The organism is Psychrobacter sp. 1044, from assembly GCF_904846525.1.
Classification (GTDB): Bacteria; Pseudomonadota; Gammaproteobacteria; order Pseudomonadales; family Moraxellaceae; genus Psychrobacter.
Map to the genome: position 1 here is coordinate 13,853 of NZ_CAJHAZ010000014.1, position 14,269 is coordinate 28,121.

10 protein-coding genes are annotated in these 14,269 nt (G+C 44.5%); 8 read left to right on the top strand and 2 right to left on the bottom strand.

Annotation, left to right across the window (positions count from 1 at the left end; all coding sequences use genetic code 11):
- Positions 1-81: 81 nt before the first annotated feature.
- On the bottom strand, positions 82-1,098 hold the full coding sequence (locus tag JMX82_RS10610) for a patatin-like phospholipase family protein (protein WP_320158776.1): 1,017 nt from the start codon (positions 1,096-1,098) through the stop codon (positions 82-84).
- Positions 1,099-1,370: 272 nt separating this feature from the next.
- On the opposite strand from JMX82_RS10610, the gene recG reads away from it, so the two are divergent.
- Positions 1,371-3,737, top strand: a complete 2,367-nt coding sequence (gene recG, locus JMX82_RS10615) for an ATP-dependent DNA helicase RecG (protein ID WP_227676635.1) — start codon at positions 1,371-1,373, stop codon at positions 3,735-3,737.
- Positions 3,738-3,865: 128 nt separating this feature from the next.
- Here recG and JMX82_RS14375 read toward each other — a convergent pair whose 3' ends face one another.
- Positions 3,866-3,994, bottom strand: coding sequence for a hypothetical protein (locus tag JMX82_RS14375; RefSeq protein WP_265089319.1), 129 nt, complete (start codon positions 3,992-3,994; stop codon positions 3,866-3,868).
- 497 nt (positions 3,995-4,491) lie between these two features.
- Between JMX82_RS14375 and JMX82_RS10620 the strand changes: the two genes are divergently transcribed.
- The 7 genes from JMX82_RS10620 to JMX82_RS10650 all read left to right on the top strand — a co-directional run bounded on the left by JMX82_RS10620 (position 4,492) and on the right by JMX82_RS10650 (position 13,827).
- Entirely contained in the window at positions 4,492-5,820 is a 1,329-nt protein-coding gene (locus JMX82_RS10620; RefSeq protein ID WP_201540510.1) for an efflux RND transporter periplasmic adaptor subunit, read from the top strand.
- Positions 5,817-8,918 carry an efflux RND transporter permease subunit gene (locus JMX82_RS10625; RefSeq protein ID WP_201540511.1) on the top strand — a complete coding sequence of 1,034 codons (3,102 nt, stop codon included), beginning with the start codon at positions 5,817-5,819 and terminating at the stop codon, positions 8,916-8,918. The genes JMX82_RS10620 and JMX82_RS10625 overlap by 4 nt, the downstream gene beginning before the upstream one ends.
- Positions 8,919-9,105: 187 nt before the next feature.
- Positions 9,106-9,720, top strand: a complete 615-nt coding sequence (locus JMX82_RS10630) for a YceI family protein (protein ID WP_201540512.1) — start codon at positions 9,106-9,108, stop codon at positions 9,718-9,720.
- 420 nt (positions 9,721-10,140) lie between these two features.
- Positions 10,141-11,178 carry a DUF1852 domain-containing protein gene (locus JMX82_RS10635; RefSeq protein WP_201540513.1) on the top strand — a complete coding sequence of 346 codons (1,038 nt, stop codon included), beginning with the start codon at positions 10,141-10,143 and terminating at the stop codon, positions 11,176-11,178.
- Between the two features lie 54 nt (positions 11,179-11,232).
- A complete protein-coding gene (locus JMX82_RS10640) occupies positions 11,233-12,279 on the top strand; it encodes a methionine synthase (protein WP_201502888.1) in 1,047 nt (348 codons plus the stop codon).
- 136 nt (positions 12,280-12,415) lie between these two features.
- The gene (locus tag JMX82_RS10645) at positions 12,416-12,916 is read left to right on the top strand and encodes a flavin reductase (protein WP_060492047.1); all 501 of its coding nucleotides are present in this window, start codon (positions 12,416-12,418) and stop codon (positions 12,914-12,916) included.
- A gap of 77 nt (positions 12,917-12,993) precedes the next feature.
- Positions 12,994-13,827, top strand: coding sequence for a sulfite exporter TauE/SafE family protein (locus JMX82_RS10650; RefSeq protein WP_201540514.1), 834 nt, complete (start codon positions 12,994-12,996; stop codon positions 13,825-13,827).
- The last annotated feature ends 442 nt before the right edge of the window (positions 13,828-14,269 follow it).

Genomic DNA, 14,269 nt, shown 5'->3' on the forward strand with positions numbered 1-14,269 from the left:
ATAAAAAGCATCACGGCTCGTTGCGGTGGTGCTTTTTTGTGGGTTGTTAATAAGAAATTTTGGTACGCCGTTGCAAGGCGCTTAAAGCGTCGCGTATTTTCGGTTAGATTTTTCTTTGATTAATTGCTTGATGGCAGCCATCTGTGCGGTAGTGGCTTGCGATCCTGCAGCGATGAGAGCACGGCGCTGGCTGGTATCTAGTGAGCTGATATGACTGACCGCAGGCGTAATCAGCACATCAGCACGATCTCGTTCACGTTGCATCGATGAGGCACGATTGGCGCTTGGCGAGGCTACGACATTACTCTCCAAAAATCCCCAAAAATTGCTTAATCTGTTGAGGTTTAATTTTTTATCAAGTGTAGAGACACCGCTAGGATTGTTAATACCAGTATCTGTCACATCAACGGCAATAACAATATCAGCACCCAAGTCATGAGCGCTATCGACAGGTACTAGGCTGACCACGCCACCATCGATATATTTTTTACCGACCTTTTCGGGAATGCGCGGCGCAATAAAAATATTCGGTACGCTACAGGATGCTTGAACGGCAAGCCCTGCATCACCAGTGGTAAAAATGGCTTTTTTCAAAGTATGCTTTTCCGCCGCGACTGCTGCAAAGCGGATGGGAAAATCCTCTATTACTCGTCCATCGACTTTATCGTTGATAAAGTTCTTGAGTTTGATACCCTCGATGACACCTTGATTGGATAAGACAAAATCTGTCAATTCGCTATCTGTAGTGGTCAGTGCCAGTTGCTCAAGCTGTACTGGTGTGTAACCGCTGGCATATAGGCCACCAACCAAGCTGCCGACGCTAGTGCCAACGATGAGCGTGGGTTTGATACCATTTGCTTCTAGTGCTTTAATCACCCCGACATGGGCGAAGCCTTTGGCACCACCGCCGCCCAATACCAACGCCACATTAAGTGGCGCTATTTCAGGTGCTTCAGGTAACGGCTGCGCTGGCGTTAGAGCGCTACAAGCGCTGATAGATAATCCGAGTACGGCAATTAAGCTGGTGCATAGCACTCTCATACTATGTCGCACTTTTAAACTATGAAGAGGTTGTCGGTACTGGGCAGGAGGGAACATAAAAACACCTTATAAAATGGCCATAATACGGAAAATAAGACATCAGTTATTGATATGATACAAATGAGTCGTTTGACTTTCAGGCTTTTTGACGCAGTATTACTAAATAGCTGAGCATAAGCAATTGTATTGTCAGCTATAATGAAATGAGTCGGTGTTTTGATGTGTCCTGTTGATGACAGCTGTTTTATAAAAACTGTCATCATCTACGGTATATTGAAAATACTTGAATGAGTATACAAAAATTAAAAATAATATTGTTAGGATCTTTGATGTCAGTATCAGTGAACGCTTCTTTATCCAGCCCAACAGAGCATATAAGGTCTGAGCTGCCACTCTCAGCGCTAGATATGCCAGTGACGGCACTGGCGGGTGTGGGATTAAAAGTCGCAGAACAGTTGGCACAATTGAATATTAAACGAATATTTGATTTATTGCTGCATCTGCCACGTGATTATGAAGATCGTAGCCGATTGCTGTCTATAGCAGAGGTGGGGCACGGGCAGTCTGCGTTGATTACTGGGCGTGTGGTGCACGTCGACACCAAGCGCAGCGGTATGACGGTCGTGGTAGATGATGATACTGGCACCATATCGCTACGGTTTTTTAAGGTTTATCGTGGTCTTGCACAAACCATGAGCTTAGGGACGCAGCTGCAATTATTTGGCGAAGTAAAGGTGAGTCGTTATGGTAAGCAAATCCACCATCCTGAATATCAAATTATCAGTAGTAATGAGACGGTAGTAAATACCGGTTTGCAGCCCATTTATCCAAGTGTTAAAGGTTTGCACCAAAATAAGCTGCGTACCTTAATTAAGCTGGCATTACAGACGGTTCGCAGTGAAGGCTTACCAATGACGCTGTTTACTCCTACAGACTTTGCAGTCGTGGCTGACTTGCCATTAGCACCTTTTGAACCGGCTAAAATACCGATAACAGAGGCAGAGTATCCAGAAGATATATTTTCGACATTGGCGCGTAGTGTGCCAGATAATACGACTGGTCATAGCGTTAGTAGTGTCAATAAAGCCAATGTCTATGATGCCAATAATAATACAAACAGTGATATCCATACAGTCGCTAATAGAACAGTTAATAACAACGTCTATAACCTGACGATATTTGAAGCCTTAGTATTACTGCATACACCGCCGACTTATACCGACGCCGGACGACAATATCAGCTACTCACCCAATTAAGTGCCCGTACTCATGCGGCATGCCAGCGTTTGATTATTGAAGAATTAACCGCCCATCAGCTCAGCTTGTTATATCGTCGTCAGCAACTGCATCAGCATAAAGCACCCAAATGTGCCACGCAAAGTCCATTGGCTGATAAGCTATTTGCCGCATTGCCGTTTGATTTAACGGGTGCACAGCAACGAGTCATGAAAGATATTACGGCTGATATGGCAACGTCCATCCCAATGCTGCGGTTGGTGCAAGGTGATGTGGGCGCGGGCAAGACTCTGGTCGCAGCGGGTGCAGCGGGTTATGCGCTTGATAGTGGCTGGCAGGTGGCGGTCATGGCACCCACGGAGATTTTGGCAGAGCAACATTTGGTCAATTTCAAACAATGGTTTGAGCCGTTAGGTATCGGTGTTGGCTGGCTTGCTGGTAAACAAACGGCGAAGCAGCGCCGCGAAGCGTTGGAAGCCGTCGCAGAAAACACGGTGCAAATCGTGGTCGGTACTCATGCACTGTTTCAAGAGCAGGTGCAGTTTGCCAAATTGGGCTTAGTTATTATCGATGAACAGCATCGCTTTGGTGTTGAGCAGCGTATGGCACTGACCAATAAAGGTGTGGCGAATAGCACACCACATCAGCTGATTATGACCGCTACCCCGATTCCGCGCACGCTCGCGATGAGCGTTTACGGTGATATGGATACCTCGATTATTGATGAATTGCCACCGGGGCGTACGCCAATTACTACGGTGACCATTGACCGTAATCGACGCGATGAAGTCATTGAGCGGATTGCGGTTAATTGTGAAGCGGGTAGGCAAGCGTACTGGGTTTGCTCGTTGGTCGAAGCGTCTAGTGTGCTGGATGCGCAAGCTGCTGAAGCCACTTATGAGGATTTAAATGAGCGCTTGAATATTCGCATTGGTCTTGTCCATGGCAAGATGAAATCCGTTGACAAACAAGCCATCATGCAAGAGTTTAAAACTGGCAATTTGGACTTGTTGATTGCCACAACAGTCATTGAAGTTGGGGTCGACGTACCTAATGCGTCGTTAATGGTCATCGAAAATGCCGAACGATTAGGTCTATCGCAATTACATCAGCTGCGCGGGCGAGTCGGGCGTGGCTCAACCAAAAGCTATTGCGTACTGTTATACCAAAAGCCATTATCAGAGACAGGTACAGAGCGCTTAAATGTCCTGCGTGATAGCACTGATGGTTTTGTTATTGCCCAAAAAGATTTGGAATTGCGTGGTCCCGGTGAGTTATTAGGCAAACGTCAAACGGGTAACGTCGGTTATTATTTGGCTGATCTGATACGTGACGAGCAGCTGTTTGCCATTGCTCAGCGTTTAGCCAAACATTTAATTGCAGATCCTACGCGCAAGGCAGATGTCAGCCAACTGATTCACCGCTGGATGCCTGAAGCGAGTCGTTATACCAATGCCTAAGGGGTGTTCTCAATTCAATCGATTATCCTCTAAATGGGCTGAAAATGGCTAAATTAATAGCAAAAAAGAGGACAGCCAACGCTATCCTCTTCTGTTTTTTGACGTAAAGCCATCATCTGGAAAAAAAGCTATTTGGCTCTTTTCGACTTTTTCAATGACTTCTTAAGTTCTTTGAGATATTTCTTTTTCTGCTTAATTTTTGCTTTGGTGTCTTTAATTTCTTGCTTAAGCTTCTTTACGTCTGATTTATTAGCCATGATGGATTCCTTTATTAGTAGAGTTATCTTAATAATGACAAATTACCCCATAAATACAAGTCTAAACTGTAGGGCGTATGTATCATTAATTTTTACGAGTGATTGTTCCAACTATAATGGTCGCATCTTAATGCATTCAATATGACAGCATATTTTTTCATTGGCTGAATAAGTTTTAAGCAAGGGATTTTGGTGAAGAAGACTTATGCAATGAACTGGGACTGAGCTAGGAATAGGCTGTCTTTTGTCTTTACTTATCGTTCACTTTATAATCTTTGCTACTAATAATCTTTATTAAGTTCAATGTCTTACTACGTCTTGATTATTATATCTTGATTACTATCAACAATTGACTATGTAGATACTTAACATAATTGACCCAATGACGAGATAGTCTACAATGATAAAAGACTATTTTGATAAGCTCTGCCTGTATCATTTTGTTTCCCTTATACTTTTTACGGCGTTAGTACCGTGCTTATTTATAGAGACCGACTATGAGTGATTTTGAACACCCTAATAATAAGCAAGCACCGACTAGCGAGCAAGAAACCAACATTGAGCCACCTCAACCATCTGAGCTACCACCGTATCGCCAGTCTGATAATTTGTCTAAAAAAACCGCTTCAAAACTACCATTATGGTTGTTACCCGTATTGGCAGCCGTGCTTATCATTGGTGTGCTACTTGGAAAGTATTGGGGCGGTAGTGATAAAGCCGCGACCGATGAATCACCAGCTTCTAGTCGTACTTCAAGTGATGGTGCCACTGCAAGCGCTACGAGCACTGAGCAGGCGGTATTATCAGTAGAAACGGTCAGCCCAAGCCAAGATGATATTGGTAATACACTCAGTGCTGATGGCACCATTGATGCCAAAGATACGGCGAATGTCAGTGCCAAAGTAAACGGTGTTGCTATCGAGCGTATATTGGTCGAAGAAGGTGATCGCGTCAAAGCGGGTCAAGTATTGGCGATATTTGACACCGATGCTATGGAGCAGCAAGTCTTGCAAGCAGAGGCAGATGTTGCCGAAGCAGAAGCGACGCTTGCCAATGCCAGCGCTGATGCTGCCCGTGTATTGCCATTGATAGATATTGATGCGATTAGCAAACAAGAAGCCGATCGCTATCGCACTGCAAAACTTCAAGCGCAGGCTGCGCTACAAGCCTCCAAAGCGCGTCTGAGCACTCAGCGCTTGAGTGTAGATAATGCAACAGTGGTCGCACCAGTCAGCGGTGTCATCAGCGAGAAAATGGCGGAGGTCGGTATGGTTGCTGGTGGCGAGCCATTATTTACTATCATTAAAGGTGGTATTTTGGAATGGCGTGCAGATATTGATCCCAAGCTTGTTGGTGAAGTCAGTGTCGGGACGCCAGTACGGGTGAGCTTACCAGATGGTGATACGGTAATGGGGAAAGTGAGCCGCATAGCACCAACGGCGGACAACAACCGGCAGATTACCATCTATGCGAGCTTGGCAGCCAATGCAAAAGTACGGGCAGGTATGTATCAAACGGGTGAGTTCCTATTAGGCAGTGCCAGTACGCAAACGGTGCCCAATAGCGCTATCGTCAGCAACGATGGCTATGATTATGTGATGCTAGTAACCAATGTGACCACTCAAGATGGTCAGACCATGGGTCGTATCAAGCAACAACGAGTGACATTGGGCGAGCGACTTGGCGAAAATGTGGCAGTGCTAGAGCCATTGCCTAGTGACAGTCAAATTGTCAAACAAGGCGGCAGCTTTTTAAATGATGGAGATTTGGTGCGTATCGTTGATGGTGTTAGCCAAACGAGTACAGCAGCGCAGGCACAACCATGAGTTTAAATGTTTCTGCTTACTCGATAAAAAATCCTTTAGTTGCCATTTTGCTATTTATACTACTGACGTTAGGCGGTATTTATGGCTTTATGAAAATGAAGGTGCAGCAGTTTCCTGATATTGACTTACCTGCAGTCGTGGTCACGGTGACTTTACCGGGTGCCGCGCCATCACAGCTCGAAAACGACATCGCAAAAAAGATAGAAAACAAGCTTACGAGTATTGAAGGTATCAAGCATATTCGCACCACGTTACAAACGGGTGCTGCCACCATGGTCACAGAGTTTGTGTTAGAAAAGGATATTCAAGAAGCGGTCGATGATGTGCGCTCGGCAGTAGGCGAGGTACGCGGCGATTTGCCTGCCGCTGCCAATGACCCTATTATTACTAAAGTTTCAACCGCAGGATTCCCCGTTGTCACTTATTCTGTGGCTTCTGAAAACATGAATGTGGAAGACTTGTCTTGGTTCGTCGATGATACAGTCACCAAGCGTCTTTCTGACATACCGGGTGTCAGTACGGTTAGCCGTATTGGTGGTTTGCAGCGTGAGATTACCGTCGCAGCTGACCCGATTACCTTGAGTGGTCTTAAGCTCTCTATCACACAACTATCCAATCAAATCACGGGTATTCAGCAGGACAGCTCTGGTGGTGAAGCAGAAGTGGGCAAAACCACCCAGACGATTCGTGTCCTTGGTGCGGTGGAGCGGGCAAGTGAGCTCAATGATTTACAAGTGGCAATCCCAGCAGGCGGCACACAAGCGCTTGGACGTATGGCACAAATCACAGATGGCGCGGCTGACCCAAGCTCTATTGCTAAGCTTGACGGGCAAACGGTGGTGGCATTTAACATCACCCGCTCGCGTGGTGCCAGTGAAGTTGAGGTCATGGAGCTGGTTGATGCAGAGCTTGCCAAGCTGTCAGCCGATGTAGGTAATATCACTATTGAAAAGGTCTATGATCGGGCAACGCCGATTGCGGAAGATTATCAAGCTTCTTTACGGATGCTGATCGAAGGTGGTCTGTTAGCAGTCGTCGTCGTATTCTTATTTTTGCGCAATATTCGGGCGACTATAGTTGCTGCTGTCGCCTTGCCATTATCAGTGATTCCTACCTTTTTAGGTATGTACTTATTTGGCTTTAGCCTCAATATTATATCTTTGTTGGCATTGTCATTAGTGATCGGTGTATTGGTTGATGATGCGATCGTCGAGGTCGAAAACATCATACGGCATTTACGCATGGGCAAGACACCGTATGAAGCAGCGATGGAAGCGGCTGACGAGATTGGCTTGGCAGTAGTCGCGACCACATTTACTTTGATTGCCGTGTTTTTACCTACCGCCTTTATGGGCGGTATCGTTGGTCAGTTTTTCCGTCAGTTTGGTTGGACAGCTGCATTATCGATTTTTGCGTCTTTGATGGTCGCACGTCTCATCACACCGATGATGGCAGCGTATATATTGCGACCAGAGAAAAAACACGTTGAGAAGCAAAGCGCGCTGATGGGTTGGTATCTCAAAATAGTGGCATGGACACTGCATCATCGCTGGCTGACGATGGGTGCAACTTTAGTATTATTCGTGGCGTCACTGATGCTTGTCAAATTACTACCAACATCGTTTATTCCTGATAATGATATTGACCAAACTCGTGTGGCGATTGAGTTGACACCTGACGTTGCACTGGAAGACACAGAGCGCGTTGCTGCGTTGGCAAGTGAGCGTATTTTAGCAATGCCTGAAGTCACCAATATTTTTACCTCAGTCGGTGAGGCTCAGGCTAGCATGGACTCAAACTCTAGTGGTGGCAAAGCTGAAAATATAGCAGGTCTAGATATCGTACTAGCACCGCGTGCAGAGCGCGGCTCTAAGCAAGAGATTGAACGTCAAATAAGTAGTTTGTTGGCAGAAGTGCCAGGTGCGCGCTTTACCGTTGGTTTGTCGAGTGGTGGAGAGAGTGGTTACAACTTCTCTATGACCAGTACCAATCCGCAATTGCTTGAACAAACCGCTCAGCAAATCATGTCAGAAATTCGAGGGCTGCCCAGTGCTGGCTCCGTGACCAGTGACCGCAGTTTACCGCGTCAAGAGTTAACGGTGACGCCAGACAGACTGGCGATGGCGGATAAAGGGGTGACCACGCAAGACATCGCTACGACGTTACGAGTGGCGACGGTGGGTGACTATGAGCAGCGTTTATCCAAGCTCAATTTGGATACGCGGCAGATTCCTATCGTCATTCGTCTACCAGATATTGCCAAACAAAATGTCAGTCAATTAGAAGGTATATATGTACCGAGCTCGTTACCAGCAGGACAGGGTGTACGTGTGGGTGAAGTCGCGTCATTAGACTTTGGCACTGGGCCTGCGCAGATTAGCAGGCTCGATCGGGAACGCGCCATCAGTATCACGGTGCAACCTGCGAGTGGCGAGCTTGGAGATTTGGTACAAGCGGTTAAATCAGTACCTGCCATGCAACAACTACCGCCTTCCATTACCATTATTGACCAAGGTCAAGCAGAAAACATGGCTGAGCTATTCAGCGGTTTTGTGATTGCGATGTCGGTCGGTGTGGTTTGTATTTTAGGCGTACTTATTCTATTGTTTGGGCGTATATTGCAGCCTTTTACCATTTTGATGGCATTGCCTTTATCGATAGGCGGTGCTTTTGTAGGCTTGGTTATTACCAATAGCAGTCTTTCTATGCCATCGATGATCGGCTTTATTATGCTAATGGGTATTGCTACCAAAAATTCTATCTTATTGGTCGATTATGCACTGATTGCACAGCGTCGAGGTTTGGCGCGTTTTGAGGCTATTATCGATGCTTGCCGCAAGCGGGCGCGTCCTATTATTATGACCACCATTGCGATGGGCGCGGGAATGTTGCCCTTAGTTTTCGGTTGGGGTGATGCTGATCCAACTTTCCGTCGTCCGATGGCCGCTGCGGTATTGGGTGGTCTGGTGACTTCGACGTTATTAAGCCTTGTGGTGATTCCCGTGGTTTATACTTTAATGGATGATTTGTCAGGATGGTTTGCTAAATGGCTCGTACCTAGTGGCAAAGAGCAGACAACGACAGATAGTAAAGTATGATTTAATGGATTTATTTGATCATATCTATGACGTAGCGTTAGCAGTGAGAATGCTATGTCTAAAATAGACAAGCCCATACTTATTGATTAAGTATGGGCTTGTTGTCATTATATAAGAGAGCAATTATAAGAGCAAAATCACAAAGGATGTGATTGCTCTATCATTTATACAGCAAAGGAATGTTACTATGAATCAAATGTCCCTCTCGACAGTCATACTGTCCTCGCGGAAGCCGCTACTAGCCTTAAGCATAAGCATGTTAGGTATCGCCAGCAGTCAGGCGAGGACTTACGATATCGACCCCACTCATACCAATGTACGCTTTGCTATTGACCATTTTAATACCTCTACCAACACAGGTGGCTTTTATAATATCACTGGGCAGCTAGATTATGATCCAGCGGCTAAGACCGGTAATATCTCGCTAGTAATTCCTCTGAATAGCCTAAATACAGGCAATACAGCATTTGATATTACGTTAAAAAGCGCAGATTTTTTCGATATTGAGCAGTTTCCACTGGCGCAATTTGAGTCTACCAAATGGTATTTTACGACTGATGGTAGTGGCTCAAATGTCAGCAAAGTTGATGGTATGTTGACACTACACGGCAAGATTAACCCCATTACGCTAACGGCCAGCAAGTTCAATTGCTACCTAAATCCAATATTGAAAAAGCCAGTTTGCGGTGGGGATTTTACAACGACCATTGATCGAACGAAATGGGGCATCAGTAAATATACGTTATTGGGTATTACTGAAAAAGTTCAGCTAAATATTCAGATTGAAGCGGCAAGGCAGTAGTTTGACCGCGTTGAAGTTGAAGAAGTCTTAAGAATGTTTATTGCTAACACAATCAATAGAAAGCAATTTTCTATTTATATTATCAAAAAAAGGGCTGAGACTTAGAAAATAAGTTTCGGCTTTTTTAATGAGAGAATCCTTAGATTCGTTAGTTAATTTATCGAAATTTTCTTTATGCTTTCTTTAGCGTAGCTCATTTTTCTACAAGCTTATTTTTTGCTCAATGATCCTATCGAGTAAGTCGTACAGTCTCCGCTATCCAATCTCATGTCATACCATAATTTAATTAACATGAATTATATTCATCTTATATTTAAATAGTATCGTTTTTATTCATGTAATAGTTTAGGTATGATTCACCTCATACACAAATTTGGTTTTATCTCAAATAATGAGAGTAGATTAGGGTAGCGGATTATCATGAGTAAAGAATTTAGTTGTGCAATTAAGCGCATTCGTTTTGATGAAAACTATCATCCTGCAAATAGCACGCGTCTCACGACGAACTTTGCGAATTTGGCGCGTGGCGAGCATCGTCAAGAGAACTTAAGCAAAACGTTAAGAATGATAAATAATCGTTTTAATGCTTTGGCACATTGGGATAATACCACCGCAGATCGTTATTCTGTTGAGGTTGATATTATTTCTGTCGACATGGATGTTGCAGGAAATGGCGATACTTTCCCTATCATCGAGATGCTGCAAACAACGATTGTGGATCATAAAGAGAACACCCGTATTGACGGTATGATTGGTAATAGTTTCTCATCTTATGTGCGCGATTATGACTTTAGCGTCGTCTTATTAGACCATTTCGATAAACATCCATCATCTGCGCCACCAGTAGATTTTGGTGACTTACATGGCAAACTGTTTCAGTATTTATTGAATTCAGAAGCTTACCAAGCTAATTTCACCAAGAAGCCTGTGATTTGCTTGAGTGTGTCCACCAGTAAAACCTATCAACGTACGACCAATCAGCACCCTGTATTGGGCGTTGAATACAAACAAGATGGCTGCTCTTTGAACAAAGGGTCACTAACCGATGAGTACTTTTCCAAAATGGGCTTAACCGTTCGCTACTTTATGCCTACGGGTAGCGCCGCGCCATTAGCGTTTTATTTTGCGGGTGACTTGCTGAGCGATTACACCGATCTTGAGCTGATCAGTGCGATTAGTACCATGGAGACGTTTCAAAAAATCTACCGACCTGAAATTTATAATGCCAATTCGGCAGCCGGTCAAGTGTATCAACCGAGTTTGAAGTATCAAGATTATTCCCTAACGCAAATCGTCTATGATCGCGCAGAGCGTAGTCAGATGGCAGTGACACAAGGTAAGTTCACCGAAGAGCAGTTCATCAAGCCATACCAAACCATTCTTAATGAGTGGGCAGCAAGCTATGATGTGACAAGCAGCATTGTTCAAAAAGAAGCCGTAAAAAAAGCCGCAGCATAGCCAATATAAATGTAGCCGAAAAGTAAAATACAAATTAATAAGAAGATGAATCGTATGACAATATTATTACCGACACAAAAGTTATTACCGACGTCAACGGCTGGCAGCTTACCGAAACCTTCTTGGCTTGCAGAACCTGAAAAAATCTGGTCACCTTGGGCATTAGAAGGCGCGCAACTGCTTGAAGCCAAACAAGATGCACTACGTTTGACATTGCAAGAGCAAGTGCATGCAGGCATCGATATTGTCAGTGATGGCGAGCAGACTCGTCAGCACTTTGTGACCACCTTTATTGAACATCTGGATGGCGTCGATTTTGAGAAGCGCGAGACCGTGCGCATTCGTAATCGTTATGATGCCAGTGTGCCGTCAGTTGTGGGCGCGGTAAGCCGTCAAAAGCCTGTATTTGTTGATGATGCTAAGTTTTTACGTGCGCAAACCGATCAGCCGATCAAATGGGCACTGCCTGGTCCGATGACCATGATTGATACCTTATATGATGGTCATTATAAAAGCCGTGAAAAATTGGCGTGGGAATTTGCTAAAATCTTAAATCAAGAAGCGAGAGAGTTAGAGGCGGCTGGGGTGGATATTATCCAATTCGATGAGCCTGCCTTCAATGTGTTCTTTGATGACGTCAACGACTGGGGTATTGCCACGTTAGAGCGTGCCATTGAAGGTCTAAAGTGTGAGACGGCGGTGCATATCTGCTACGGCTATGGCATCAAAGCCAATACCGATTGGAAAAAGACACTGGGTTCAGAGTGGCGTCAATATGAGCAAGCCTTTCCTAAGTTGCAGCAGTCGAATATCGATATTGTCTCTTTAGAATGCCAAAACTCACATGTTCCCATGGATTTGATTGAATTGATCCGCGGTAAAAAAGTGATGATTGGTGCCATTGACGTGGCAACCAATACTATTGAAACCCCTGAAGAAGTGGCCAATACACTACGTAAAGCCTTGCAATTCGTCGATGCGGATAAGCTGTATCCTTCAACCAACTGCGGTATGGCACCACTATCGCGCCAAGTGGCACGAGGTAAGCTGCAAGCGTTAAGTGCAGGCGCAGCAATCGTGCGTCAAGAACTGACCGCTTAGGGTTCATTGAATAAACTGATACAAAATTTAGCTTTTATAGGTTGGGTTTTTAACCCCGTCTATACTAGCTTGTTTAAACTCATGAGTGACCTCAGTTATCAATGAACTTAAAGATTTAAAATTTAGGAGTTAAGTCATGATTGAAGCCACCGATTTTAGAGATGGTATGTCTTTGTTAACAACAGCGGTCAATGTTATTACCACAGAAGGCAGCGCTGGTACTCATGGATTTACCGCATCTGCGGTGTGTAGCGTCACCGATACACCGCCAACCTTGCTGGTTTGCATGAATCAGACATCTCGCTCACATGCCCATTTTATTGAAAATAAAACGTTAAGTGTCAATGTTTTAGGTGCACAGCATGAATCAATATCTAACGCTTTTGCCTCCAAATTGAGTTCACAAGAGCGATTTGAATACGGCTCTTGGTCACCGCTTAAAACAGGCGCTCCCGTTTTAGAAGATGCGTTGGTCAGTTTTGATTGTGAGATTGAGGACATTCAGCAAGTGGGCACGCACAGTGTTTTCATGTGCCGGGTGGTCGCCATTAGACAAAGTGAGCAAGAGGAGAGTTTGGTGTATTTTAATCGTGCCTATTCTCGGGTTGGTCAAGTGGATCAAGCAGAAATCGCTTAATTTGGCTTTTTAACTGATTGATTGTCACTGAACTAAAATAACCATCGTACTAACTCTACATAAGAAGTAAATATCCCGTGGAATTAATCATTTTTTTAATCATAGGTGCGCTAGCAGGATTTGCTGCGGGGCTATTTGGTGTAGGCGGTGGCACAATTATCGTGCCATTATTATTCATCGTCTTTACGCAAATGGGTTACAGCCCTGACAATATCATGCATTTGGCATTAGGTACGTCATTGGCGACCATCATTGTCACCTCGATCAGCTCGCTCATGGCACATAATAAAAAAGGCGCAGTCATGTGGCCTGTCTTCAAAAATCTGGCACCAGGCTTAGCGATTGGTTGCTTTTTAGGGGCAGGGATTGCAGGGCAGATGTCTGGGCTATACCTTCAGCTCATTGTTGGCGTATTTTTACTGTGGGTCGCCTACAAGATGTTTTTCGGTGGCAAAAAACAGGTTACTAATCCTGCTACCAATTCTAGTAGTGCCGACGATGCTAATACACAACTGCCTTCAAAACCTAGGCAATTAGCAGCAGGTGGGGTTATCGGTATCGCTTCTGCCATTTTCGGTATTGGCGGCGGTAGCTTAACCGTGCCTTATCTCACGCGTTATGGTGTAGTCATGCAAAAAGCCGTTGGTACCTCAGCAGCTTGTGGTCTGCCGATTGCCATAGCTGGGGCATTAGGTTTTATGTTCTTTGGGATGCAGCAACAAATTGATGTGCCTAACACCATTGGCTTTGTGCACATTTATGCCTTTTTAGGGATCAGCATCATGAGCTTTTTTACCGCCAAGCTAGGCGCGAAAGTTGCTCATATACTATCACCAGAGCTTTTAAAGAAATGCTTTGCGTTGTTATTAACGGTTGTAGGGTGTTACTTTCTGTATAAGGGATTGGTTTAAGTCTTTATATTGGCGCGTTTACACTGCAACGTTTAGATCGTTCAAAAGTTTATTTTGAGTGGTTCTCTTATATCAGTCTGCTTTAAGTGGTCTATTAATGGGTCTAAAGGGTGAAGTATCTGGGTTCTGTTGGGTATACGTATTTTTGTTTTTCAGAATGACTGTCCTTTCTGAAATAAGCATGGTTTGCCATATAAATTAAATGCTAGAATGCCAACAAAAGCTTACTCTGGTAGTCGTGTTTAATGAGTAATATTGCCTTATACGTTCTTATCGCCTCTGCCACTATTGCTAGCCCAAGTCCTGATGTCATTCTAAGTATTACAAACCCCCTGACGCATGGTCGAAAAAAATAGCTTATGGCATCTTAGGTATCTCTCTAGGAATGCTAGGCGCGGCTATTGTCTCAGCTACTAGTATTGGACTAGTGATTGCAACATCA

What these genes read in the sequence shown, in the direction of transcription:
- JMX82_RS10635 (WP_201540513.1), top strand. Translation starts at nt 10,141, where the DNA reads ATGAGTAAAGAATTTAGTTGTGCAATTAAGCGCATTCGTTTTGATGAA.
- JMX82_RS14375 (WP_265089319.1), bottom strand. Translation starts at nt 3,994, where the DNA reads ATGGCTAATAAATCAGACGTAAAGAAGCTTAAGCAAGAAATTAAAGAC.
- recG (WP_227676635.1), top strand. Translation starts at nt 1,371, where the DNA reads ATGTCAGTATCAGTGAACGCTTCTTTATCCAGCCCAACAGAGCATATA.
- JMX82_RS10625 (WP_201540511.1), top strand. Translation starts at nt 5,817, where the DNA reads ATGAGTTTAAATGTTTCTGCTTACTCGATAAAAAATCCTTTAGTTGCC.
- JMX82_RS10645 (WP_060492047.1), top strand. Translation starts at nt 12,416, where the DNA reads ATGATTGAAGCCACCGATTTTAGAGATGGTATGTCTTTGTTAACAACA.
- JMX82_RS10640 (WP_201502888.1), top strand. Translation starts at nt 11,233, where the DNA reads ATGACAATATTATTACCGACACAAAAGTTATTACCGACGTCAACGGCT.
- JMX82_RS10610 (WP_320158776.1), bottom strand. Translation starts at nt 1,098, where the DNA reads ATGTTCCCTCCTGCCCAGTACCGACAACCTCTTCATAGTTTAAAAGTG.
- JMX82_RS10630 (WP_201540512.1), top strand. Translation starts at nt 9,106, where the DNA reads ATGAATCAAATGTCCCTCTCGACAGTCATACTGTCCTCGCGGAAGCCG.
- JMX82_RS10620 (WP_201540510.1), top strand. Translation starts at nt 4,492, where the DNA reads ATGAGTGATTTTGAACACCCTAATAATAAGCAAGCACCGACTAGCGAG.